The sequence below is a fragment of the Vibrio variabilis genome (genome assembly GCF_003263785.1).
Taxonomy (GTDB): domain Bacteria; phylum Pseudomonadota; class Gammaproteobacteria; order Enterobacterales; family Vibrionaceae; genus Vibrio; species Vibrio variabilis.
Map to the genome: position 1 here is coordinate 1 of NZ_JYJK01000114.1, position 565 is coordinate 565.

At 53.8% G+C, this 565-nt stretch carries 1 protein-coding gene; it reads left to right on the forward strand.

The genetic code is table 11. The annotated features are described in order from the left end of the window. On the forward strand, nucleotides 1–565 hold a 565-nt coding region (locus TZ48_RS19750; protein WP_162674672.1), incomplete at both ends, for a tandem-95 repeat protein.

Here is a 565-nt window from a genome sequence, read left to right on the forward strand (position 1 = left end):
TGCAACGGAGAAATCCGCGCCAAGCCATGGTGCGATAGTCATCAACGGCACGGACATCGTCTACACGCCAACCGCCAACTACAACGGTAACGACAGCTTCACCATTACTTTGACCGATGGCAGCGGCTACACGGTGGACAAAACCATCAACGTCACTGTTTCTAGCGTCAATGACGAGCCGAGCATTACGATCGCCTCGACCTTGACTACAGACGAAGACGACAACCAAACGTTGAGCTTCAACTTTAGCGATGTGGATGGCGATACGGTCACGGCCACCGAGAAGTCAGCGCCAAGCCATGGTGCGATAGTCATCAACGGCACGGACATCGTTTACACGCCAACAGCCAACTACAACGGTAGTGACAGCTTCACCATTACCTTGACCGATGGTAGCGGCTTCACGGTGGACAAAACCATCACTGTGACGGTCTCAAGTGTGAACGATGAGCCGAGCATCACGTTAGCGTCGACGCTCACCACCGATGAAGACAACAACCAAACGCTCAGCTTCAGCTACAGCGATGTCGATGGCGATACGGTGACAGCAACCGAGAAGTCAGCG